Origin of the sequence: Methylosinus sp. PW1, from assembly GCF_000745215.1 — a bacterium.
In the GTDB taxonomy this organism is placed as follows: Bacteria; Pseudomonadota; Alphaproteobacteria; order Rhizobiales; family Beijerinckiaceae; genus Methylosinus.
Window position 1 is genome coordinate 130508 of the sequence record NZ_JQNK01000010.1, and the last position, 22152, is coordinate 152659.

Consider the following 22152-nt stretch of genomic DNA (forward strand, 5'->3'; position numbering starts at 1 on the left):
GAGGTTGCCGCTAATGTCGTCTCTCGAAACCAAGACGCTCTCCGGCGAGGAAGCGCTCGCTGATCTTCACCGCGCCTTCACGGCGTTCAAGGATACGAATGAAGAGCGCCTCGAGCAGATCGAGACGCGCATGGGCGTCGATGCGCTCACCGAGGAGAAGCTGCAGCGCATCGACCGCGCCATCGACGAAACGAAGCGCCGCGTCGACCGCGTCGCGCTCGATCTCGCGCGGCCGCGACTTTCGTCCGCGCCGGGCGACGATGCGCCTGCGCGCGAGCACAAATCGGCGTTTTCGCTCTATATGCGCAGCGGCGAATCCGCGGGGCTGAAGGCCCTCGAATCCAAGGCGCTGTCCGCCGGCTCCGGCCCGGACGGCGGATATCTCGTGCCCACGCCGGCGGAACAGGAGATATTGCGTCGCTTGGCGCATTTGTCGCCCATTCGCGCCATCGCCAGCGTGCGTGAAATCTCCACACATTCTTTGCGCAAAGCCTATTCCACGCAAGGACCGGCCGCCGGATGGGCGGCGGAAGCCGATCCGCGAACGCAGACCAGCAGCCAGCAGATCGTCGATCTCAATTTTCCGGCGATGGAGCTCTACGCAATGCCGGCGGCGACGCAAACGTTGCTCGACGATTCCGCGATCGACGTCGAGCAATGGATCGCCGAGGAGGTGCAGACCGTCTTCGCCGAGCAGGAAGGCGCGGCCTTCGTGAGCGGCAATGGAACCGACAAGCCCAAAGGATTCCTCGCCTATGCGACGGTCGCGGACGCCAGCTGGAGCTGGGGCAATATCGGCTATGTCGCGACCGGCGTCGCCGGCGGATTTGCGGCGAGCAATCCTTCAGACGCTCTGTTCAATCTCGTCTATGCTCTGCGCGCGGGCTATCGGCAGAACGCCAAATTCGTGCTCAATCGGCAGACGCAATCGGCCATCCGCAAATTCAAATCCACCACTGGCGAATATTTGTGGTCTCCGCCCGCCAGTCTCGATCAGCCGGCGTCTCTGCTGAACTTCCCCGTGGTGGAGGCGGAGGACATGCCCAATATGGGCGCCGATAGTCTTTCCCTCGCTTTCGGCGATTTCGCGCGCGGCTATCTCGTGGTCGATCGGCTCGGCGTGCGCGTGCTGCGTGATCCTTATTCGGCGAAGCCTTACGTGCTCTTCTACACGACCAAGCGCGTCGGCGGCGGCGTTCAGGATTTCGAGGCGATCAAGCTGCTGAAATTCGCCGCCGCATGATGTGAGTGGCGGGAAACGCGAGCGGCGCGCGACCGCGCCGCTCGCAACGGCGAAATGCGCTCGTCATTCACAGATGGACAGACCAAATGATCCCGAATCTTCTGACAGCGCCGGCCCTGGAGCCGGTTTCGCTCGATGAGGCGAAGGCCTGGTTGCGCCTCGACTCTAGCGATGAGGATCCGTTGCTGGCGGCTTTGATCGCTTCCGCGCGACTGACCCTCGAATCCTACACGCGCCGCTTCTTCGTCACGCAGAGCTGGCGTATGTGGCTGGACGCCTGGCCCGCGCAGACATTGCGACGCGGAACGCTCGCCATTCCGTTCTCCCCGTTCCGTAGCCTTTCGGCCATCCGCGTCTATGACTCCGCCGACGCCGCTCAGACGCTCGCGAGCGCGGCCTACCGCGCGCCGCCCACGCGCGACGCCGGACGTCTCGCTTTCATCTCGTCGCCGCCCGAGCCTGGCCGCGCATGCGACGGAATCGAGATCGACCTCGTCACCGGATATGGCGACAGCGCCATCGACACGCCGGAGCCGCTGCGTCGCGCCATCCTCGCGCTGGTTGCGCATTGGCATGAAAATCGTGGCGATGTGGGCGACGCCGGGGCGCCATTGCCGACAATCGCCGTGGCTTTGGCGAAGCCATTTCGGCGCGAGCGTTTGACATGAGCGCGCCGAAAATCGGCGAGATGCGTCTGCGCATGACTCTCGAGGCGCCCGTGGACACGCCGGACGACAGCGGCGGGATGATGCGAGTCTATGTCACGCTCGGCGACATTTGGGTGAAGCTGATCCCGCTCTCCGCGGACGCGCGCTTCGTCGAGCAACGGCAGGAGCTCGCGATCCAATGGATCGCGCAAGCGCGATGGCGCGGCGATGTGACGAGCGAGATGCGCCTCGTCGATGGCCAGCGGCGGCTGCGCGTCATTTCCGCCTATGACCCGGACGGTCGGCGCCGCTTTCTACTCTGCCATTGTGAGGAGATCGCATGAGACGTCGCAAATGACCAATTCGCCGATCATTGCTCTGCGCAAAGCGATACGGGTGCGGCTCTCGGCGGATTCCGCTCTCGTCGCTGCGCTCGGCGCCGCGAAAATCTACGACGAGGCGCCGCGCGGCGCCGCGGCGCCCTACGTGCTGCTGTCCGAGGCGAGGCTGCGCGACTGGTCCACTTCGGACAGCCGCGGCGCCGAGCAGCTCCTCACGATCACGGTCGTATCGATCGAACGTGGGACCGCCGAAGCGTTGACTCTCGGCGACAGGATCGTCGCGCTTCTCGACGAGGCGCCGCTCGCTCTCGAGGGGCACGTCCTCATCGATCTGCGCCATCAGGGGAGCGAGACGCGGCGCGAGCAGAATGGCCGCTTCGCCCGCGTCGATCTGCGCTTTCGCGCGACGACGGAAGCACGATGATCGCAGCAAATTCAGGAGCCTTCACATGTCAGCGCAAAAAGGAAAAGACCTGCTGTTGAAGCTCGACGATGGGAGCGGAAGCTTTGTTTCGGTCGCCGGCTTGCGCACGCGGCGTCTGTCGCTCAACGCGGACACCGTCGACGTCACCGACGCCGAATCTGCAGGTCGGTGGCGGGAATTGCTCGACGGCGCCGGCGTGAAGCGCGCGAGCCTCGCGGGATCCGGAATATTCAAGGATCAGGCGTCGGATGCGCTCATTCGCCAGCTCTTCTTCGACGGCTTGCTGCGTGAATGGCGAATCATGGTTCCGTCGTTCGGAATAATTGCCGGCGTGTTCCAAATCACCAGCCTCGATTATCGCGGCGAGCACAATGCCGAGATGACGTTCGACATAGCGCTCGAATCGGCGAGCGCGGTTTCGTTCACGGCGGGGTGAGGCGATCGTCATGGCCAATCATAAGCGGGGAGAAATTCAGGCGACGCTCGACGGCGAGAGCTATCGGCTCTGTCTCACGCTCGGCGCGCTCGCCGAGCTCGAGAGCGCGCATGGCGTGAGCGATCTCGTCGCGCTCGCCGAGCGCTTCGAGGGACGGCGCCTATCGGCGCGCGATCTCATCCGCATTATCGGATGCGGATTGCGCGGCGGCGGATATGAAAAGAACGACGATGAGGTCGCGCGCATGACCGTCGCGGGAGGGCTCGGCGACTATGTGAAGATCGCCGCCGATCTGCTGGCGGCGACCTTCGGCGACGGCGACAGCGCAAACCCTCCACCGCGGCGGAGCGCGAGCGGGTGAGGCCGGAGCCTTTCCCATGGGCGCGGGCGATGGCCTTCGGCCTCGGCGTTCTTCGTCTTTCGCCACGCGACTTCTGGTCGATGACGCCACGCGAATTGGCTTGCGCCGCGGAAGGCCTCTACGGCCGCGCGACGAGAGCGCCATCACGAGACGCTCTGGCCGCATTGATGCGCGCATTTCCCGACGGAGACCAAAAGTGAGCGATTCGACATTGAGCGAAAGCGCTGCGCAATCATCGATCGATCTGCCCTTTCAAACGCTCGATCTGACGACGACCAAGACGCTGCTGCAGGACATCAACTCTGTCGCCGCTTCGGCGACGAAAACATTGTCGAGTGGGCTCGCCAGCGCGGCGGTGAATGGAAAGAGTTTCGATACCACTCTCGCCTCCATTGCGCGCTCGCTCGCCAAGCTCGGCGTCAACGCCGGCGCGCAGGCGTTGACACAGGGCGTCACGAGCGGATTGAGCGCCTTGATCTCCGGCGCATTGAGCGGCGGCGGCGTTTCTGTGGCGCCGTTCGCCGATGGAGGCGTCGTCGCCAGTCCCACATTCTTTGGCGGGAATGGCGCGGTGGGCCTCATGGGCGAGCGCGGCGCCGAGGCGATCATGCCGCTCGCGCGCGGGCCGGATGGTCGGCTCGGCGTGGCGATGCAGGGTGCTGGCGATCCAGTGGCGGTGACAGTCAATATTGCAGCGCAGGACGTCGACAGCTTTCGGCGCTCGGAAGGGCAGATTGCTGCGGCGCTGGCGCGGGCGGTGGCGCGCGGCCGGCGTAATCTTTGAGGAGGGCGCGATGGTCGATTTTCACGAGACGCGCTTTCCGCTCGATGTGTCGCTGAATGGACGGGGCGGCCCGGAGCGACGGACGGATATCGTCGCGCTCGGCTCCAATCGTGAGGCGCGCAATGCGCGATGGGCGAATTCGCGTCGTCGCTATGAGGCCGGCTATGGAGTCAAATCGCTCGCGCAGCTCGCCGCGGTCATCGAATTTTTCGAGGAGCGACGCGGGCGGCTGTTCGGCTTTCGCTGGCGCGACCGCGCGGATTTTTCTTCCGCGCGTGCAGGGGCGATTTCGCCGCTCGACCAGATCCTCGGCGCCGGCGATGGCGTCCATGCGCAATTTCAGCTGCAAAAGACCTATGGCGCCGGATTCGCGCCCTACGCGCGAGCGATTGCGAAGCCTGTGGTGGAGAGCGTGCGCATAGCCATCGCCGGAATCGAGAAGACGCGCGGCGCGGATTTCGATGTCGATGCGACGACCGGAATCGTCACCTTCGCGCCCTCGGCTGCTCCAGCGATCGGCGCAGTCGTGACGTCGGGTTTCCTCTTCGATGTGCCCGCGCGCTTCGACACGGACTATCTCGAGATCGACGTGTCTTCCTTCGAGGCCGGCGCCATCCCGAAAATCCCGATTATCGAGATTATCCCTTGAGAAGGAGGAAAGGCAATGCGATCGGCTTCGTCGGCCATGCAGGAATCTCTCGACGCTTCCGCCTCCACTCTGTGCAATTGCTGGCGTCTCTCTCGCAAGGATGGCGCGGTAATGGGATTCACCGATCATGATCGTGATCTCGTGTTCGGCGGCGTGACCTATTGCGCCGCCACGGGGCTTTCCGCCACGCAGATCGAAGGAAGCGTCGGGCTGGCGGTCGGTAGCGGCGAGGTGATCGGCGCATTGCAGTCGGACGGGCTCGGCGAAAGCGATCTCGCCAATGGGCGCTATGACGGCGCTGGCGTCGAGATATGGCTCGTCGATTGGCGCAATGCGGATAATCGCCTGCTCGTCGACGCCATGACGATCGGGGAGGTGACGCGCAGCGAATTCGCGTTTCGCGCGGAATTGCGCTCGCTCGCGCATCTTTTCGATGAGACGCGCGGCGACAGCTATCAGCGGGGCTGCTCCGCCGATCTCGGCGATGCGCGTTGCAAGGTCGATCTCTCCCCCTCCTCCTTTCACACGACGGGCGTCGTGCTCGCGGTGACGCAGGACGCGATCGTCGCCGCGCTCGCGGAGGATTTCGACGATGATTTTTTTACCGGGGGCTCCTTGAGCGTCTCCAGCGGCGCCGATGCAGGGGTCCGCGTCGCAGTGAAATCGCATCGAAACGCCGACGGGAATGTGAGACTGGGGTTGTGGTCGCGGCTCGCGGGCGGGATTGTTTCGGGCGATGGCCTCGCGCTCGTCGCCGGCTGCGACAAGAGCGCGGCGAGCTGCCGATCGAAATTCTCCAATATCGTCAATTTCAGAGGCTTTCCGCATATGCCCGGCAATGATCTCGTCATTTCCTATCCGAGCTCGCTAACGCCGACCATGGACGGCGGGAGCTTTTTTCGATGAGCGGGATCGCGCGCGCGGCGATCGTCGCCCAGGCGAGGCTCTGGATCGGCACGCCTTATCGACATCAGGCGTCGCTCATCAATGTCGGCTGCGATTGTCTCGGTCTCGTGCGCGGCGTGTGGCGGGCGGTGGTGGGGCCGGAGCCGGAGACGGCGCCGCCCTACTCGCCGGATTGGGCGGAGGCGCTCGGCGAGGAGACTTTGGCGCTCGCCGCGCATCGGCACTTCGCCGTCGTCGAGACGAATTCGTTTCGCGCGGGCGATGTGCTTTTGTTTCGCTTCCGCGATCATTCGCCGGCCAAGCATCTCGGCATAGCGACCAGCGCGACGCATATGGTGCATGCGCATGGCGGCGCGTGTGTGGCCGAGGCGCCGATCGGCTTATGGCGCAAGAAATTGACGGGCGCATTCGCCTTTCCCGGCGTGATGGATTGAAGCTTCGAGGGCGAGATGGCCACTCTCTTGTTGCAGACCGCGGGCGCGGCGATCGCGCCGCTCGGCTCGGTCCTCGGTAATGTCCTGGGCGCTGCGGGCGGCGCCATCGTCGATGCGGCGCTGCAGCCGCGCGCTGGGACGCGCTATGAGGCAGGGCCGCGGTTGAAGGCGATGGACGGCGTGGCGTCGACTGAGGGAGCGGCGATTCCGCGCGTCTATGGACGCGCCCGCATCGGCGGCCAGATGATCTGGGCGACGCGCTTCCTCGAGCAGACGAATGTGTCGTTGGACAGCGGCTCGAGCAATCGCGGCAAGGGCGGCGGCGGAACGTCGCAGACGGTGAGCGTCTCCTATTCCTATTATGCGAATTTTGCGATTGGTCTCTGCGAGGGGCCGATCGCCTTCGTGCGACGCATATTCGCGGACGGCAATGAGCTCGACATGACGAGGCTCCCAATCCGCATCTACAAGGGCGATGAGGAGCAGCTTCCCGATGCGCTGATCGTCGCCAAGGAGGGGGCGGAGAATGCGCCGGCCTATCGCGGGCTGGCCTATATCGTCTTCGAGCAATTGGCGCTCGCGCCATTCGGCAATCGCATTCCGCAATTCACCTTCGAGGTGACGCGGCCGGTGGCGGGGCTGGGCGCGAAGATTCGGGCGGTCGATATTATTCCCGGCGCGACGGAGGCGGGCTACCAGCCTTCGCTCCAGCTGAACTTCTTTTCGCCGGGCGAAACCAGCGCGGAGAACCGCCATCAGCTGACGGCGGCGAGCGACTGGACGGCTTCGATCGACGCATTGCAGGCGCTCTGTCCCAATCTCGAGAGCGTGGCGCTGGTCGTCGCTTGGTTCGGCGACGATCTGCGTGCTGGTCATTGCTCTATTGCGCCGCGCGTCGACGCGACTTTCAAGACGATCGGCGAGTTCGACTATGTCTATGGGCCGTTTTGGCCCGCGGATTGGTCGGTCGCCGGGCTGTCGCGCGCAACCGCGCGGCTGGTCTCGCAGATCGACGGACGGGCGGCCTTCGGCGGGACGCCGAGCGACGCATCCGTGCGCGCGGCCATTGCGGATCTGCGGGCGCGCGGTCTTTCTGTCGTGTTCTACCCATTTGTGATGATGGACGTGCCGCCGGACAATGCGCTGCCCGATCCGCGCAACGGCGAGATTGGGCAGCCCGCCTTTCCCTGGCGCGGGCGCATCACTTGCGATCCCGCGCCCGGACGTGTGGACACTGTTGATGGAACCAGCGCGGCGGCGACGCAAGTCGCGGCGTTCTTCGCGCAATATCGCGCCTTCATTCTGCATTGTGCGGGATTGTGCGAGGAGGCGGGCGGCGTCGACGCTTTTCTCATCGGCTCGGAGCTCGTGGCGCTCACGCGCATTCGTTCGGCTCCTGGCGTCTATCCGGCTGTCGCGGCGTTGGCCGCTCTCGCGGATGATGTGAAAGGCGTCCTTCGCAGCGGAACCAAGGTCGGCTACTCAGCCGATTGGACGGATTATGGCGCGCATGTTCCAGTGGCGGGCGAGCTACGTTTTCCGCTCGACGCCCTGTGGGGAGCGTCGTCGATCGATTTCATCGGGATCGACGTGTATTGGCCGCTTTCCGACTGGCGCGACGGCGTAGATCATCTCGATGCGCAGAGTGCGGGGAACGTCTACGACCTCGATTATCTGACGTCGCGCGTCGGCTCTGGCGAAGGATTCGATTGGTTCTATGCGAGCGACGCGGATCGGCTCACGCAGACGCGCGCGCCGATCGAAGATTCGCTCGGCAAGGCTTGGGTCTACCGTGTGAAGGACCTTCTCGGCTGGTGGTCGAATGCGCATCACGAGCGCGTCGATGGCGTGGAGCTCGGCGCATCGACGGCGTGGACGCCGCAGAGCAAGCCGATCTGGATCGTCGAAACGGGTTGTCCGGCGGTGGATCGTGGCGCCAATGCGCCCAATGTGTTCGCCGACGCGCATTCGTCGGAGGGCGGCCTTCCCTATTTCTCGCGCGGCGGGCGCGATGATCTGATGCAGGCGCGCTTTCTCGAGGCCATGCTCGGCTATTTCGATCCGTCGGTGGCGGGCGGCGACGCGCGCAATCCAGTGTCTACGGCCTATGGCGGGCGCATGGTCGATGTGGCTCGCATTCATGTTTGGTGCTGGGATGCGCGGCCGTTTCCGGCCTTTCCCGGCTGTTCGGATGTGTGGGCCGACTCGGCCAATTGGGAGACTGGGCATTGGCTCAATGGGCGGCTCGAGGGCGCGCCGCTCGACGGGCTTGTCGCGACGCTGGCTTCGACGATCGCGACGAATGATCTCCTTGTCGCGCGGCCGGCGATCGAAGGCTTCGTGGATGGCTATGTGCTCGACAGCGCAATGTCGCCGCGCGAGGCGATCGATCCGCTCGCGTCTCTGTTCGGCTTCGACGCGGTGGTGTCGGGCGGCGCGTTGCGCTTCGTCTCGCGTGGAGCCAAGAGCGTGCGCGAGATCGGCGACAACGATCTCGTTCCGCGCAAGGATGGGACGCTCATCGAGCTGCGGCGCGCGCAGGAGAGCGAGCTTCCGCATGAGATCGCTCTGTCCTTCGGCGATTCGGAATTCGATTATCGCACGGGCCGTGTGCTGTCGCGTCGGCTCGAGGGCTATTCGTCGCGGCGCAGCGAAGCTGAGACGGCGGTGATGATCGCTCGCTCCAATGCGCAGCGTCTGGTCGATGTATGGCTGCAGGATATTTGGGCCGGGCGCGAGACGGCGCGTTTTTCTGTGCGGCCTGGGCTCGCGACCTTGGAGGCCGGCGATGTCGTCTCATTGGCGCGCGCGCCGGGACGCCATTGGCAGATCACGCAGATCACAGATGGCGCGGCGCGTGAGATAGAGGCGCGCGCGCTCGATCCGAGCGTCTATGACGTTTGCGCGCGCTCCGTCGCCTGGCGCGCCTTGGCGTCTCCCGGCGTGATCGGCCCGCCGCGCGTGGTTGTCCTCGACCTTGCGATCGCTGAGGATGGCGAGACCGCATTGTCGCATGTCGCCGCTTTCGCCGATCCTTGGCCGGGGGCGTTGGCCATCCGCCGGAAGCTCGGCGCGTCGTTCGAGTCGGTCGGGTTGATCGAGAAGCGGGCGACCGTCGGCGAGACTTTGGATGCGCTCGCTCCAGGACCGCTCGGACGTTTCGATCGCGGCGCCAGCGTGACAGTGAAGCTCGCTTCGGGCGCGCTGGCCTCTGTGGATGATGGAAGCGCTTTTGCGCTGCGCTCTTCGATAGCGATCCGCGGCGACGACGGCGCCTGGGAGGTCTTCGTTTTCACGCGCGCCGAGCTCGTCGCGACGAGGACATATCGTTTGTCTCGGCTGCTGCGCGGGATCGGCGGAGAGGATGCGCTGGCGTCTCGCAGCGTTGCGGCGGGAGCGACGGTCGTGCTGCTCGACGATGCGATCGTTCCGCTCGCTGTCGATGTCGCGGAGATCTATTCGGCGCGCGTCTATCGCATCGGTCCGGCGGATCGTGATTATGACGATCCGACCTATGTCGAGCTGGAGGTCGCGGCGACGCGCAAATCGCTGCTTCCCTATTCGCCGACTCATGCGCATGCGCGGCGGACAGCGGATGGCGTCGTCGTCTCCTTCATTCGGCGCGGGCGCGTCGACGCCGATTCCTGGGAGCCGGTCGATATTCCGCTCGGCGAGGAGAGCGAAGCCTATGACATCGTCATCGCGCTTCCTGGCGGCGCCGCGCGCGTGCTGAGCGTGGCGAGCGCTTCGGCGTTCTATTCGGCGAGCGCGGAGCTCGCCGACTTCGGGGCGTCGCAGACGAGCTTGGCCGTGCAGATATTTCAAATCAGCGCCAGCGCCGGACGCGGCTTTCCGCTCGTCGCGACGCTGCCCATCGAGTGAGCTTCCATGACCGATACGATTCATTTGGCTCTGCCCTGCATCGATGCGGCGCAGGCGCAGAAGCATGTGACGCATAATGAGGCGCTGCAGCTGCTCGACGCGCTGACGCAGCTTTCCGTGATCGATCGGCGCGCTTCTCCGCCTGTTTCTCCCATCGACGGCGATCGCTGTCTCGTCGTCGCCACGGCGGCGGGCGCCTTCGCCGGCAAGGAGCGGAAGATCGCCGTGTATCTCAGCGGCGCTTGGGCGTTTCTCGCGCCGAAGGCGGGTTGGCTCGCCTATGTGGAGGCCGAGCAGCTCATGCTGCTCTACAGCGGCTCCGCTTGGATCGATGCGGGGCTCGCGTTGCGCGAGCTCGAGAATCTGTCGCTGCTCGGCATAGGGACATCGGCGGACGCCGCCAATGCGTTTTCGGTGAAGGCGAACGCGGCGCTGTTCGCCGCGCGGACAGTCGCGGAGGGCGGGGCCGGCGATTTTCGCGTCAAGCTCGAGAAGGAGACCGCCGCCAACACGGCGTCGCAGCTCTATCAATCCAATTGGTCCGGCCGCGCCGAGACGGGACTTATCGGCGACGATAATTTTCATGTGAAGGTCTCCGCCGACGGGACGACATGGCGCGAGGCGCTGATCGTCGATCGCTCGACGGGTCGCGTCGCTTTTCCCAACGGCGTTGGCGACGGCGCTTCGGCGGCGTTTCGCAATCGCTTGCGCAATGCGACTTTTGCGATCAATCAGCGCGCCGTGTCGGGAACAGTGTCGCTCGCGGCCGGGCAATATGGCCATGACGGCGTGAAGGCCGGCTCCTCCGGCGCGACCTACACATTCGCGACCAGCGGAGTCGATACGACCCTCTCCATTTCGGCCGGCTCCTTGATTCTGCCGATCGAGGCGCAGCTGATGGAGGGCGGGGATTATGTGTTGGCGCATGATGGAGCCGCGCAGGCGCGCGTCTGGCAGGGAACGGGCTTTTCCGGCTCTGGCTCTTATGCTGCGGCGGCGCGAAGCGCGCCGCTTCTCGTCTCGGGGCTGACGGCGAATGCGCAGACCAATGTCGAATTCTCCAGCGGCGCGATCCTGCGGCCGCAATTGGAGCCCGGCGTCTATGCGACGAGGTTCGAGCGGCGGCCGCCGGGCGTGGAGCTGGCCTCGTGCCAGCGCTATTTTCAATCCTTGCTGGTCTCGCATCTCTTCACCGCGAGTGCGGGCACGCAATTCGGCGGCACCGTCATGACGTTGCCGGTGACGATGTTCGGAATCCCGACCCTGTCGGCGCTGGCCGGTGGCTCGCAGACCAATGTCATGATGGACGGCGTCAATTCGATGGGCAAGGCGGCTCTCAGATATTTCATGGCGTCCAATGCTGCAGGATCGGTCGAAGCCTATGATCGCGCATTCACGGCGTCGGCGGAAATTTGAGACGGAGAGTTGCGACATGGCCTATTCGATCATTTGCGATTTCGCGGGCGAACCGTTGCAGGACGTGGTGCGGCGAGACGCCGATGGCGCGCTCGTTCCGACCGATGCGCAGAGCGCAGACAGTCTCGGCTATCGTGATTGGCTCGGCGCCGGAAATGCGCCGACGCCTCTTCCGATTCCAACGCTCGCGGAGGCGAAGAGCAAGCGGCTCGCCGCTCTCGCCGAGCGTCGATGGCGCGCCGAGACGGCGGGAGCCTCGGTGAATGGCATGAGCCTGCCGACCGATGAGAAGACGCAGGCGAAGCTCACCGCGGCTGTCGTGGCCAGCGTGCTCGACAATAATTATGCGGTGAATTGGAAGCTGGCGGATGGCGCATTCGTCACATTCGACCATGCGACCTTGATCGCCGTCGCGCAAAGCGTGCGCGCGCATGTGCAGAGCTGCTTCGATCGTGAGGCGCAGCTCGTGGCCGCCATCGTCGCCGCGCAGGACAGCGCAGCGCTCGCGGCGATCGACATAGAGTCGGCCTGGCCGGCCTGACGCCGCGCGGCGCGCTTTTTCTGGAGTGAAAGGACTTGAATATGGTCGATATGAAAGCGCCGGCGCGCTCCGCGCTGGGCGCGGGCTTTGTGCTGGGTGAAGCCTGCGAGGCGAAGCTGGTCGGCGTGCATCCCGATCTCGTGCGCGTCGTGCGCGTCGCGGCGGCGCGCTGCGAGCAGAGATTCGTTGTTTTCGAAGGCGTGCGGACCATAGCGCGGGAGCGCGCGCTCATCGCGCGCGGGGCGTCGGCGCTGAAGAATCCCTTCCGCTGCCGGCATGTGCCGACGCAGGATCCGCAGCATGGGCTCGTCGGACATGCGGTCGATCTCGTTCCGCTCATCGAGGGACGGCCGCAATGGTCGTGGCCGCAGATCTATCCGATCGCGCGCGCGATGAAGGCGGCGGCGCAGGCGGAGCATGTGACGATCGAATGGGGCGGCGATTGGCGCGCGCTGAGGGACGGCCCGCATTATCAGCTGCCATGGGCGCTCTATCCGTGAGGGCGGCGCATCGATTTCCGCGCCGGGCGGTCTCCCGGCGAAACGAAAGGATGACGACTATGGGTCTTTCGCTTTCTTCCGCTTACGCTTGGCTCCGCTCGCGAGTCGTGGAGCCTTCGACCTGGGCCGGGACCGGCGTGGTGGCCGCGATCGTTCACTCTTTGGCGCCCGGCGCGCTGGGCGACGGCGTGCTGGCGACGGGGGCGGCGCTCGGCGGGCTGATCGCGATCGTCGCGCCCGAAAAAGCGTCGGATTGACGGGTGGGCGGCGTCGGAGAGGTTCGACGCCGCCCCGCTCACTTCGTCAGATTCGTTTATGGCGTTCACTTGGCGTTCACTTGGCGTTCAGCAGGCGCATCGCATAGATTTTGCGGGGAAAAGCGAGAATGCGTCGGATCGTGTCGAAAATTTTGGCGTTCATCGTCGCCGCGCCGCAGGCCGCATCTGCGATGGCCGCGGATCGGCCGGCGCTGCAATGTCTGCCGATCGCCGAGACCCGCCAGCTCATCTCCGATCGGCGGCTCGGCGATCCTTTCGCCCTGATGCAGGCCGCGAGCGTCGCCGCCCATGCCGAGCCGATCAACGCCAAGCTCTGCCGCGAGCATGAGGAACTGGTCTATGAGATCAGCCTGCTGCGCCGCGATGGGCGAGTGGTGCGGATTTATCTCGACGCGGCGACCGGCCAGCCCCATGCTGGCCATAAAGAACCTTGAAAAGGCGATTCGTCTGGGTGACGGAGGCGGGGCTTGCGGCTGCTGGTCGTGGAGGATGACAAGGATTTGAACCGGCAGCTCGTCGCGGCGCTGGAGCAGGCGGGCTATGCGGTCGATCGCGCCTTCGATGGCGAGGAGGGGCATTTTCTCGGCGACACCGAGCCCTATGACGCCGTCGTGCTCGATATCGGCCTGCCGAAAAAGGACGGCGTCACCGTGCTCGAGGAATGGCGCGCCGCCGGGCGGATCATGCCGGTGCTGATCCTCACTGCGCGCGACCGCTGGAGCGACAAGGTGCAAGGCTTCGACGCCGGCGCCGATGATTATGTGGCCAAGCCTTTCCATATGGAGGAGCTGCTCGCGCGGCTGCGCGCGCTGCTGCGCCGGGCGGCTGGGCACGCCACCAGCGAGATCGTCTGCGGCCCTGTGCGGCTCGACACCAAGGCCGGACGCGTCGTCGTCGATGGCGCGGCGGTGAAGCTCACCTCGCATGAATATCGGCTGCTCGCCTATTTGATGCATCATTCCGGGCGCGTCGTGTCGCGCAGCGAGATCGTCGAGCATCTCTACGATCAGGACTTCGACCGCGACTCCAACACGATCGAGGTTTTTGTCGGTCGGCTGCGCAAGAAGCTCGGCGTCGATCTCATTCAGACGGTGCGCGGGCTCGGCTATATGGCGGCGCCGCCCGAGCCGGCGAAGCGCTGAAGACGCGATGCGGCGATTGGGCTTTCCGGGGCGATCGATCGCGGCGCGGCTGTTCTTCGCCGCCGCGGCGCTCAGCTCCGTCGTGCTGATGATCGCCGGCCTCGCCCTTACCGAATATTATCGACGCACGGCGGAGGATGTATTCGAGCAGCGGCTCGGCGTCTATCTGCGCGCCATCGTCGCCGATGTTTCCGAATCGGGAGAGGATGGGCGCAGCGGGCCGGGGCAGCTCGGCGATCCGCAATTCGAGCTGGCGCGTTCGGGATGGTATTGGCAGATCACCCGCCTCGACGACGAGGCGCATGAGATAAAGGCTTCGCGCTCGCTGTTCGCCGCGAAGCTGCCGAAGCTCTCCGATCTGCATGTGCCGGCGGAGACCGGCGGCGTCAGGCGCGGCGTTGCGTTGGGGCCGGACGGGCGCTGGCTGCGCATCGTCGAGCGCGTCATCGATGTCGGCGATATCGGCGTCTATCTCGTGCAAGTGGCGGCGACGACGGAGGAGACCGAGAATCAGATCGCGCGCTTTCGCTGGTCGCTCATCGTCGCCTTTTCCCTGCTCGCCATTGCGCTGGCGCTCGCCACCGCGGTCCAGGTGAGCGTCGGCCTGCGGCCGTTGAAGCTGCTGCAGCGGGAATTATCGCTCATTCGCCGCGGCGAGCGCGGGCGCATAGAGAGCGCCTATCCGACAGAGGTGGCTCCGCTCGCCGAGGAGCTCAATCTGATGATCTCCGCCAATCGCGACATTGTGGAGCGCTCGCGCACGCAGGTCGGCAATCTCGCCCATGCTTTAAAGACGCCGCTCAGCGTCATCGTCAATGAGGCGGACGCCGCGCCCTCGCCGCTCGCCGCCAAGGTGGGCGAGCAGGCGACGCTGATGCGCGATCAGATCTCCTTTTATCTCGAGCGCGCGCGGGCGGCGGCGCGCGCCGGCGCCATAGGCGCGACGACGGAGGTCGCGCCCGTGGTGGCGGCGCTGCTGCGCACTTTCGGCAAGATCTACGGCGAGCGCGGCGTCGCCTTTTCCGGCGAGGCGGGGGCGGAGCTGCGCTTTCTCGGCGAGCGGCAGGACCTCGAGGAGATCGTCGGCAATCTGCTCGACAACGCCGGCAAATGGGCGGCGAGCGAGGTGCGGTTGTCCGTGGCGCTGGAGAATGCGGAGGCCGGGCGCCGCCGGCTCGTTTTCACCATTGACGATGATGGTCCGGGTCTCGCGGCGGAGTTTCGCGCGCAGGCGACGCGGCGCGGCCAAAGGCTCGACGAGACACGGCCGGGGACGGGGCTCGGCCTGTCCATCGTCGCGCATCTCACCGCCGATTATGGCGGCGCGCTCGCGCTCGACGACAGTCCGCTCGGCGGGCTCCGAGCGCAGGCGCGATTGCCGGGCCTTTGACAGAGTGAGGGCCTTGCGGCAAAGGAGAGCCGATTGCGCCAGCGGGGAGAAGTCATGTCGAGACAGGCGAATTCGACGATCGTCAGAATCGCGGCGGCCGTGGGCCTGTCCTGTGTCGCGCTCGCCGTCTCGGGCTGCAATTCCACCGAATCTTCCGCTCCGGCCGCGGCCGTCGTCGTCGCGCCCGAACCTCCCGCGCCGGGCGTCATCGGCGCCGCGATCGGCCGCGAGCTGGACTCCGCCGATCGCGTGACCGCCGTGGCCGCGCAACAGGAGGCGGTCGCCTCCGGCCAGCGCAAGAGCTGGCGTGGAACTCATGGCGCTTATGGCTTTATCGAGCCGGGGCCGGAAGCGGGTTTGGGCGGCTGCCGGGATTATACGCATAAGATTTTCATCGACGGCCGGCCGCAGCAGGCCAAGGGCCAGGCTTGCAAGAAGCCGGACGGCGCTTGGCGCGTGACGAGCTGAGCCGCTCAGGAATAGAAGGACGGCGTCGGATAGGCGTCGTTCAGCGCGAAATCGCCGATCTCCTTCAGCTTGTGATCGATGGGATCGTGCAGCGTATGCGTGCGGGCGTTGCGCCAGAAGCGATCGAGCCGCAAGCGCGCATGGGTGGCGCGCGCTCCCATGATCTCGAAAATGCGGGAGCCTATGTCGAGCGCGGCGCGCGCGCTCACGGTTTTGGCCGTGGCGATCTCTATCGCTATCGCGCCGCGCTGCTGCGGCGTGATGGCGTCGCCCTTCTCCCAGCCGGTCTGAAAAGCGCGCGCGGCGCGATCGAGCAAGGCCTCGGCGGCGGCGGCCTGCGTCCATAATTCGCCGGTCGTGTGGAGAATGAACGGATCGGCCCCGATGCGCGCGGCGCCCTCGCTCGGCAGTCCGCGCACATAGGCCTTGGCCTCGTCCAGCGCGCCGCGCGCGAGCCCGGCGAAAATTGCGCTGAGCAAAAGCTGCACGAGACAGGGCCGCAGCGCCGCGAAAGGGGAGCCCATTGGGCCGGGCGAGACCAGCAGCTCGTCCTCGCGCACTTCCACGCGCTCGAAGGAGACCGCGCCGCTGTCGGTCTGGCGCTGGCCCATATTGTCCCAATCATCGTGAATGCGGACGCCTGCGCGCTTCGTCGGAATGGCGGCGATCTTCAGCCTGTCCTGCTCGTCGAGGGCGGAGACGATCAGCATGTCGGAATCGCTCGCGCCGGAGCAGAAGGTCTTGGCGCCGTCGAGCCGCAAAACTCCGCCATCGCGGGAAAGGCGCAGGCGCGGGTCCTTGGGATTGACGGCGTTGCCCCAGAAGCAGCGCTCGCGCAGCGTCTTCTCCATCAGCGCGCGCGCTTGCGCGGGCGTGCCGAAGATTTGCGGCGTGACCACCATCAAATGGTGAAAGGCGAAGAGATGGGCGAGAGCGCTGTCGACCGCCGCCATTCGCCGCACGGCCTGCGTGATCTCGATCCAATCGGCGCCCGCGCCGCCGAGCGCGCGCGGAATGGCGAGGCCGAGCAGGCCGCTCGCGCGAATGAGATCGCGCTCGTGTTTCGCCGTGCCGCCTTCCGCGTCTCGCCGCGCCGCCGTGGCGGCGAGCTCGGCGAGCAGCGGCTCGAGCGCAGGATCGCTTGGAAAGCTCGCTTCGAGCGCGGACATGAGGAACAGCCTCCTCGGGGGATAGATAGCGGCGGCGCCTGGTGCGGACGGCGGGGATCGAACCCGCATGGGCATGGCCCGAGGGATTTTAAGTCCCTTGCGTCTACCGGTTCCGCCACGTCCGCGATTCGCGCAGTGATAGCGCAGCGCGCAGGCCGCGGCAAACGGAGACCTCAACCTCGGGTTAACCATGAGGACGATAAGCCTTTGCGGTTCGCCCGGAAGCCGCCACGCGCGGCCGGGCCGCGAAGCGCCGGAGAGTCGATTGCTCAGCTCGACCGATCAAGCTTTCCGCCGCGACATCGCGCGGCCGTCTCGAATCGCTCTCGGCGCCATGGCGCCGCTCGCCGCTTGCGCGGCGATCTTCCTGCTGCTGCGGCCCTATTACGGGCTCGAGCATGATGCGGTGATCTATATGGGCCGCGGCCTCGCCGATCTCGATCCGCAGGGCGTCGGCCGCGACATCATGTTCCGCTACGACGGCCAATCGAAATTCAGCGTCTTCTCGCGGCTGGTCGATCTGCTCATTCCGGCTCTCGGCCTCGCCGCGGCGGCCAAAGCGCTCGCTTTGACGGGCTGCGCGCTCTGGTTCGCGGCGCTGGCGGCGCTCGCCTCGCGCCTCGCGCGAGGGGCGGCTCTCTTCGCGCTGCTGCTGCTCGCGGCCGCATTCGACAGCTCCTATGGCGGGTTCGGCGTCTTTCATTTCGCCGAGCCTTTCGCGACGCCGCGGCCTTTCGCAGAGGCTTTCGTTCTCGGCGCTCTCGCGGCGCTGCTCGCCGAGCGGCGATGGATCGCGATCGTCTTTCTGCTGGCGGCGGCGGCCTTTCACCCGATCATCGCCGCGCCGGGATTTCTGGTCGCGCTGCTCTATGAAGGAATGAGAGATCGGCGCATTCTCATCGCCGCGCTCGTCGCCGGGGCGGGGGCGCTGGTCGCGGCGCTCGCCGGGGCGCCGCTGCTCGAGCGGCTGACGACGCGCATCGATCCGCAATGGGCGGCGATCATCTCCCTCCGCAGCGATTATATTTTCCTCTCCGACTGGCCGGCGAGCACATGGATCGCAATGCTGCGGCAGGCGAGCACTCTGCTGCTCGCCGCGACCCTTTCGCCGCCTCCCGCGCGGCGTCTGCTCTTTTGCGTGATCGGCGCGGTCGGGCTCGGACTTTCGGCGAGCTTTCTGCTCGGCGATGTGCTGATGCGCGAGCTGGCGGCGCAGGCGCAGGCCTGGCGCGCGCTCTGGCTCGCCGCCGCTTTCGCGCCGCTGGCGCTCGGCCTCGCCGCGCCGGCGCTGTGGCGGGACGGCTTACAGGGCCGCATCGCGCTCACGCTTCTCGTGACGAGCTGGATTTTGCGCGCGGCGCCGGAGAGCGCCTTTCTCGCGCTCGTCGCGGCGCTCGTCTGGTGGAGCCGGGCGCGCTGGCGCCATATTCCGCTCGGCTCGCTGGAGCGCGCGCTCTTCGCGCTCTGCGGCCTCTGCGCGGTCATCGTTTTCGGCGCGGCGCTGTGGTTCGCGCGGGAATATGTCCGCGTCGCGCCGAGCGAGGATTCGGTTTTGTCCGCTGTTCTGCGCACGGGCGAACCATTGTATGTTCCTGCGCTCTTCGTTGGCCTCGCCATCGCGGTCGACATTTGGCGGCCGCGTCTACGCCATGCTCTGTTCGTCGCAACCGTCGCCGCGCCCCTCGCCGCCTTCTGCTGGAGCCTCGATCCGTCTCCGCTCGGGCGGCCGCTCGATCGTCAGGCGGAACTCGAGGCGCTCATGGCGGAACATCCCGGCGAGGCGCTCTGGGTCAATGAGAAGCTCGCGCCCTGGGTCTGGCTCGGACGCGCCAATTGGGCGTCGCCGGTGCAAGGCTCCGGCATTGTCTTCGCGCGGGAGCTGGCGCTCGTCTGGCGAGAACGGACGGGTCTGTTGCGCGATCTCGGCTGGGTCGCGGACAGCGCGTTGAAGCCGCGAACCGGCGATGTGATCGATTTTCCACCGTTCACGCGCGGCGCGCTGGAGCGGCTTTGCGGGCGTTCGGACGCTCCGGCCTGGGTCATCGGCGCGACCAAAGCGCCGGAGGCTCCAGGCCTCGACGCACATTTCTGGCGCGGCCCACTCCGCTATTCGCCGCATGTGTTCCGGGAGGCGCCGGAATGGGTCCCGATCGAGCATTACGCCATTTTCGATTGCGCGGCCTATCGGCGATAGGCGCCCGTCAGGACGATCCGCGCGCGATCGGCGCCTGGAAGCTGAGGCCCGTGTCCCAGGGGAAAAAAATCCAAGTGTCCTGCGAGACCTCGGTGACGAAAGTGTCGACCAGCGGCCGGCCTTGCGGCTTGGCGTAGACGGTGGCGAAATGCGCCTTGGGCAGCAGGGCGCGCACGACCTTCGCCGTCGCGCCCGTGTCGACGAGATCGTCGACGATCAGCACCTCCTCGCTCGGCAGGGTGAGAATCGTCTCGGAGAGCGGCTTCAGCACGCGGACCTCGCCGCGCTGGGTCTCCTCCTGATAGCTGGCGACGCCGATCGTATCGATGACCCGAATGCCGAGCTCGCGCGCGACGACCCCGGCCGGCACCAGCCCGCCGCGCGTCACCGCGACAATGGCGGAGAAGCCGCCCACCGCCGAAAGCCGCCAGGCGAGCGCGCGCGCGTCGCGGTGGAACGCGTCCCAGGAAACCGGAAAGGCCTTGTCTTCCATTGTCGTGATCTCCCCCTTGCCTCAGAGCGGCGTTCCATTGGCGGTGAGCTCGACGATCAGCTTGCGCACCTTCTGCGTCGCCGCCTCCAGCACGGCGCCGTCGCGGCTCCGCAGCACGATCTGATTGCGCACGCCGGCGCTGGAGAAGGAGGGGTAGGAGCCGACCGTCACTCGCTCATGCTCCTTGGCGATGCGCTCGAGATCGGCCGCGTAGCGTCCTTCTGGAATATTATGGGCGTCGACGGTCGCGACCTGCACCTTCACGCCTTTGACGATGCGCCCCGCGGCGGCGTCCAGCATGGCCTGCATGATGATCGGCACGCCGGCCATGACGATGACATTGCCGATCATGAAGCCCGGCGCCTTGGAAATGGCGTTCTCGATGAGATCGGCGCCCTGCGGAATGCGGGCCATGCGCCGGCGGGCGGGATTGAGATCCTGCGGGGCGATGCGCTCCAGCAGCATGGCGATGGCGCGCTCATCCTCGCCGATCGGCACGCCGAAGGCCTTGGCCACGGCGTCGGCCGTGATGTCGTCATGGGTGGGGCCGATGCCGCCCGTGGTGAAGACATAGCCATAGCGAGAGCGAAGCGCGTTCAGCGCGGCGACGATCTCCTCCTCAATATCAGGCACGACGCGCACCTCGCGCAGATCCACGCCCAATTCGCCGAGATATTTGGCGATATAATTGGTGTTGAGGTCCTGCGTGCGGCCGGAGAGGATCTCGTCTCCGATCACGAGCACGGCGGCCGTAACGATCTCTTCGCGCTCCATCGGGGCCGCTCCTCGGTCAGTCTCGCCCGAACTCTATGCCACCGCCGCGGCCGAGGCCAGCCTCGGAGCCGCCCGCTGCGTCGATGCGTATCTTGCTTTGCGCCGTCAATTTCTTAATTTATAAGCTGAAGCCGGCGAGGACCAACAGAGAGCGCAGCATGACATTCGTCGAGTCCCATCTCGCGGGCTCGGGCCGCAAGAGCGGCCAGATCAAGCTTCACGGCCCCGAGGATTTCGAGGGCATGCGTCTCGCTGGCCGCGTGACGGCCGAGGCGCTGGACATGCTCGTCCCGCATGTGAAGCCCGGCGTCACCACCAAGGAGCTGGACGATCTCGTCTTCGACTTCGCGATAGCCAACGGCGCCTATCCGGCTCCGCTCGATTATCGTGGCTATCGCAAATCCATCTGCACCTCGATCAACCATGTGGTCTGCCACGGCATTCCAGACGACAAGCCCCTGCGTGACGGCGATATCGTCAATGTCGACGTGACCTTCATCATCGACGGCTGGCACGGCGACGCCAGCCGCATGTTCGCCGTGGGCGAGGTTCCGCGCCGCGCCCAGCGCCTCATCGACGTGACCTATGAGAGCCTGATGCGCGGCATATCCGTGGTGAAGCCGGGCGCCACCACCGGCGACATAGGCGCGGCGATCCAGCGTTTCGCCGAGGCCGAGCGCTGCTCCGTGGTGCGCGATTTCTGCGGCCATGGGCTCGGCCGGCTGTTCCACGACGAGCCGAATATTCTGCATTACGGCGTCGCCGGGCAGGGCGTGGAGCTCCGGCCCGGCATGTTCTTCACCATTGAGCCGATGATCAATCTCGGCCGGCCGCAGGTGAAGATCCTCGGCGACGGCTGGACCGCCGTCACCCGCGACCGCTCGCTCTCGGCCCAGTTCGAGCATTCGCTCGGCGTGACCGAGACGGGGGTGGAAATCTTCACCGCCTCGCCCGCCGGGCTCGACAATCCCAATGGCGCCTCGTCCAATGGAGCCTCGCCGGACGCGGCCGCCGGCGCCGAATGAGCGAGACGCGCGTCCCTCGGCGCCGACCGGCCGGCGACAAGCCCGCCGACGGTCTGCGCGAGGAGGCGCCGCATTTTCATGGCCATAGGCAGAGGCTGCGCGACCGTTTCCTGGAGGCGGGCGAGGCCGCGCTCGCCGATTACGAGCTTTTGGAGCTGGTGCTCTACCGCGCTATTCCGCGGCGCGACGTCAAGCCTCTGGCCAAGGCGCTGATCGCGCGATTCGGTTCTTTCTCCGAGGTGGCGGCGGCGCGGCCGGAGCGGCTGCGCGAGATCGACGGGCTCGGCGAGGGGGCGATCTGCGAGATCAAGCTGATGGAGGCGACGGCCCGGCGCCTCGCGCGCAGCAATTTGCAGAAGCGGACCGTGCTCGGCTCCTTCATCGATGTGATCGACTATTGCCGCACCGCCATGGCCTATGCCGAGCGAGAGGAGTTCCGCATTCTCTTCCTCGATAAGCGCAACGCCTTGATCGCCGATGAGGTTCAGGGCGTCGGCACGGTGGATCACACGCCCGTCTATCCGCGCGAGGTGGTGCGGCGGGCGCTGGAACTGGGCTCTTCCGCACTGATATTGGTGCACAACCACCCCACTCACTGATTTCGATCACGCAGGATCACGCTCAATACCGTTGTAACACTAAAGAAATTGGCGTT

At 66.1% G+C, this 22152-nt stretch carries 26 protein-coding genes and 1 tRNA gene; 23 read left to right on the forward strand and 4 right to left on the reverse strand.

The window, feature by feature from the left end; genetic code table 11:
* The first annotated feature begins 13 nt into the window (after window positions 1–13).
* From K369_RS23985 to K369_RS24075, 20 genes are all read left to right on the forward strand, one after another.
* A complete protein-coding gene (locus K369_RS23985; protein WP_036296816.1) occupies window positions 14–1243 on the forward strand; it encodes a phage major capsid protein in 1230 nt (409 codons plus the stop codon).
* 86 nt (window positions 1244–1329) lie between these two features.
* Window positions 1330–1911 (forward strand): head-tail connector protein, encoded by a 582-nt coding sequence (locus tag K369_RS23990; protein ID WP_036296929.1) that lies wholly within the window; start codon window positions 1330–1332, stop codon window positions 1909–1911.
* A complete protein-coding gene (locus tag K369_RS23995) occupies window positions 1908–2234 on the forward strand; it encodes a head-tail adaptor protein (RefSeq protein ID WP_036296818.1) in 327 nt (108 codons plus the stop codon). The genes K369_RS23990 and K369_RS23995 overlap by 4 nt, the downstream gene beginning before the upstream one ends.
* Window positions 2235–2244: 10 nt before the next feature.
* Window positions 2245–2655, forward strand: a complete 411-nt coding sequence (locus tag K369_RS24000; protein ID WP_036296821.1) for a DUF3168 domain-containing protein — start codon at window positions 2245–2247, stop codon at window positions 2653–2655.
* A 25-nt stretch (window positions 2656–2680) separates the two neighbouring features.
* Window positions 2681–3091 (forward strand): phage major tail protein, TP901-1 family, encoded by a 411-nt coding sequence (locus K369_RS24005; RefSeq protein ID WP_036296824.1) that lies wholly within the window; start codon window positions 2681–2683, stop codon window positions 3089–3091.
* Window positions 3092–3101: 10 nt separating this feature from the next.
* The gene (locus K369_RS24010; RefSeq protein ID WP_036296827.1) at window positions 3102–3452 is read left to right on the forward strand and encodes a gene transfer agent family protein; all 351 of its coding nucleotides are present in this window, start codon (window positions 3102–3104) and stop codon (window positions 3450–3452) included.
* On the forward strand, window positions 3449–3652 hold the full coding sequence (locus tag K369_RS25845) for a rcc01693 family protein (RefSeq protein WP_256381009.1): 204 nt from the start codon (window positions 3449–3451) through the stop codon (window positions 3650–3652). Before K369_RS24010 ends, K369_RS25845 begins: the two co-directional genes overlap by 4 nt.
* Window positions 3653–3663: 11 nt before the next feature.
* A complete protein-coding gene (locus K369_RS24015; protein WP_245278311.1) occupies window positions 3664–4236 on the forward strand; it encodes a phage tail tape measure protein in 573 nt (190 codons plus the stop codon).
* A 10-nt stretch (window positions 4237–4246) separates the two neighbouring features.
* On the forward strand, window positions 4247–4885 hold the full coding sequence (locus K369_RS24020) for a DUF2460 domain-containing protein (RefSeq protein ID WP_036296931.1): 639 nt from the start codon (window positions 4247–4249) through the stop codon (window positions 4883–4885).
* Window positions 4886–4900: 15 nt separating this feature from the next.
* On the forward strand, window positions 4901–5791 hold the full coding sequence (locus K369_RS24025) for a DUF2163 domain-containing protein (protein ID WP_036296832.1): 891 nt from the start codon (window positions 4901–4903) through the stop codon (window positions 5789–5791).
* Window positions 5788–6225, forward strand: coding sequence for an NlpC/P60 family protein (locus K369_RS24030; protein ID WP_036296834.1), 438 nt, complete (start codon window positions 5788–5790; stop codon window positions 6223–6225). Before K369_RS24025 ends, K369_RS24030 begins: the two co-directional genes overlap by 4 nt.
* A 15-nt stretch (window positions 6226–6240) precedes the next feature.
* On the forward strand, window positions 6241–10107 hold the full coding sequence (locus tag K369_RS24035) for a glycoside hydrolase/phage tail family protein (RefSeq protein WP_036296837.1): 3867 nt from the start codon (window positions 6241–6243) through the stop codon (window positions 10105–10107).
* Between the two features lie 6 nt (window positions 10108–10113).
* Entirely contained in the window at window positions 10114–11523 is a 1410-nt protein-coding gene (locus tag K369_RS25030) for a DUF2793 domain-containing protein (protein WP_051949593.1), read from the forward strand.
* 16 nt (window positions 11524–11539) lie between these two features.
* Window positions 11540–12064, forward strand: a complete 525-nt coding sequence (locus tag K369_RS25035; RefSeq protein WP_051949594.1) for a DUF4376 domain-containing protein — start codon at window positions 11540–11542, stop codon at window positions 12062–12064.
* 41 nt (window positions 12065–12105) lie between these two features.
* The gene (locus tag K369_RS24050) at window positions 12106–12564 is read left to right on the forward strand and encodes a M15 family metallopeptidase (protein ID WP_051949595.1); all 459 of its coding nucleotides are present in this window, start codon (window positions 12106–12108) and stop codon (window positions 12562–12564) included.
* Window positions 12565–12623: 59 nt separating this feature from the next.
* Complete coding sequence (locus K369_RS24055; protein ID WP_036296840.1) at window positions 12624–12821, forward strand: hypothetical protein; 198 nt, start codon at window positions 12624–12626, stop codon at window positions 12819–12821.
* Between the two features lie 128 nt (window positions 12822–12949).
* On the forward strand, window positions 12950–13276 hold the full coding sequence (locus K369_RS24060) for a PepSY domain-containing protein (RefSeq protein ID WP_036296843.1): 327 nt from the start codon (window positions 12950–12952) through the stop codon (window positions 13274–13276).
* 33 nt (window positions 13277–13309) lie between these two features.
* Window positions 13310–13984 carry a response regulator transcription factor gene (locus tag K369_RS24065; RefSeq protein ID WP_036296846.1) on the forward strand — a complete coding sequence of 225 codons (675 nt, stop codon included), beginning with the start codon at window positions 13310–13312 and terminating at the stop codon, window positions 13982–13984.
* Window positions 13985–13991: 7 nt separating this feature from the next.
* Complete coding sequence (locus K369_RS24070) at window positions 13992–15374, forward strand: sensor histidine kinase (protein WP_036296849.1); 1383 nt, start codon at window positions 13992–13994, stop codon at window positions 15372–15374.
* 54 nt (window positions 15375–15428) lie between these two features.
* The gene (locus K369_RS24075) at window positions 15429–15842 is read left to right on the forward strand and encodes a lipoprotein (RefSeq protein WP_036296852.1); all 414 of its coding nucleotides are present in this window, start codon (window positions 15429–15431) and stop codon (window positions 15840–15842) included.
* 5 nt (window positions 15843–15847) lie between these two features.
* On the opposite strand, the gene K369_RS24080 is transcribed toward K369_RS24075, so the two are convergent.
* Together K369_RS24080 and K369_RS24085 are read right to left on the reverse strand one after the other, a co-directional pair.
* The gene (locus K369_RS24080; protein ID WP_036296855.1) at window positions 15848–17011 is read right to left on the reverse strand and encodes an acyl-CoA dehydrogenase family protein; all 1164 of its coding nucleotides are present in this window, start codon (window positions 17009–17011) and stop codon (window positions 15848–15850) included.
* A gap of 39 nt (window positions 17012–17050) precedes the next feature.
* Window positions 17051–17136 (reverse strand) — tRNA-Leu (locus K369_RS24085).
* 140 nt (window positions 17137–17276) lie between these two features.
* Between K369_RS24085 and K369_RS24090 the strand changes: the two genes are divergently transcribed.
* Window positions 17277–19205 carry a hypothetical protein gene (locus K369_RS24090; RefSeq protein ID WP_036296857.1) on the forward strand — a complete coding sequence of 643 codons (1929 nt, stop codon included), beginning with the start codon at window positions 17277–17279 and terminating at the stop codon, window positions 19203–19205.
* A 7-nt stretch (window positions 19206–19212) separates the two neighbouring features.
* On the opposite strand, the gene gpt is transcribed toward K369_RS24090, so the two are convergent.
* Together gpt and K369_RS24100 are read right to left on the reverse strand one after the other, a co-directional pair.
* Complete coding sequence (gene gpt, locus K369_RS24095; RefSeq protein ID WP_018264318.1) at window positions 19213–19698, reverse strand: xanthine phosphoribosyltransferase; 486 nt, start codon at window positions 19696–19698, stop codon at window positions 19213–19215.
* Window positions 19699–19719: 21 nt separating this feature from the next.
* Window positions 19720–20472 (reverse strand): molybdopterin-binding protein, encoded by a 753-nt coding sequence (locus K369_RS24100; RefSeq protein WP_036296860.1) that lies wholly within the window; start codon window positions 20470–20472, stop codon window positions 19720–19722.
* Window positions 20473–20630: 158 nt separating this feature from the next.
* Here K369_RS24100 and map point away from each other — a divergent pair, with 158 nt between their 5' ends.
* The gene (map, locus tag K369_RS24105; protein WP_051949598.1) at window positions 20631–21497 is read left to right on the forward strand and encodes a type I methionyl aminopeptidase; all 867 of its coding nucleotides are present in this window, start codon (window positions 20631–20633) and stop codon (window positions 21495–21497) included.
* A complete protein-coding gene (locus K369_RS24110) occupies window positions 21494–22096 on the forward strand; it encodes a RadC family protein (RefSeq protein ID WP_245278312.1) in 603 nt (200 codons plus the stop codon). Before map ends, K369_RS24110 begins: the two co-directional genes overlap by 4 nt.
* Window positions 22097–22152: the final 56 nt, after the last annotated feature.